The sequence below is a fragment of the Rossellomorea sp. FS2 genome (assembly GCF_047915635.1).
GTDB classification, from domain to species: domain Bacteria; phylum Bacillota; class Bacilli; order Bacillales; family Bacillaceae_B; genus Rossellomorea; species Rossellomorea marisflavi_A.
Genome location: NZ_JBLRVS010000003.1, coordinates 136,252 through 136,660, shown reverse-complemented (window position 1 = coordinate 136,660; position 409 = coordinate 136,252). Strand labels below are relative to the sequence as shown.

2 tRNA genes are annotated in these 409 nt (G+C 45.0%); both read right to left on the bottom strand.

The features are described from left to right. Positions 1 to 71 precede the first annotated feature (71 nt). Positions 72 to 148: transfer RNA gene (locus ACNA6I_RS10605), tRNA-Asp, on the bottom strand. A gap of 182 nt (positions 149 to 330) precedes the next feature. Beyond that, positions 331 to 402: transfer RNA gene (locus tag ACNA6I_RS10600), tRNA-Glu, on the bottom strand. Positions 403 to 409: the final 7 nt, after the last annotated feature.

The following is a 409-nucleotide window of genomic DNA, read 5'->3' as shown; positions in this document are numbered from 1 at the left end:
TCATTTTTTGACGAGGTATTTATCATACCATGTCGATCTTTCGAAGTCAACAACTTTTTTCGGAAGATAAATGGCGGTCCGGACGGGACTCGAACCCGCGACCTCCTGCGTGACAGGCAGGCATTCTAACCAACTGAACTACCGGACCAAAGCTTTTGCGATAGCAAAATAGCTATCATTAATGTTTCGCGTTAGCGAAAACAAAGAACATCATTGCTTCACGATAGCAAAATAGCTATCAATCACTACCATCCAGATCCGCTTCCGCAACCAGAAGTCAACTTCCACGAAATAACTGAACATATGTATCTTTTCTCTCAAAAGAGAAAATGACCCGTACGGGATTCGAACCCGTGTTACCGCCGTGAAAGGGCGGTGTCTTAACCGCTTGACCAACGGGCCACAATAA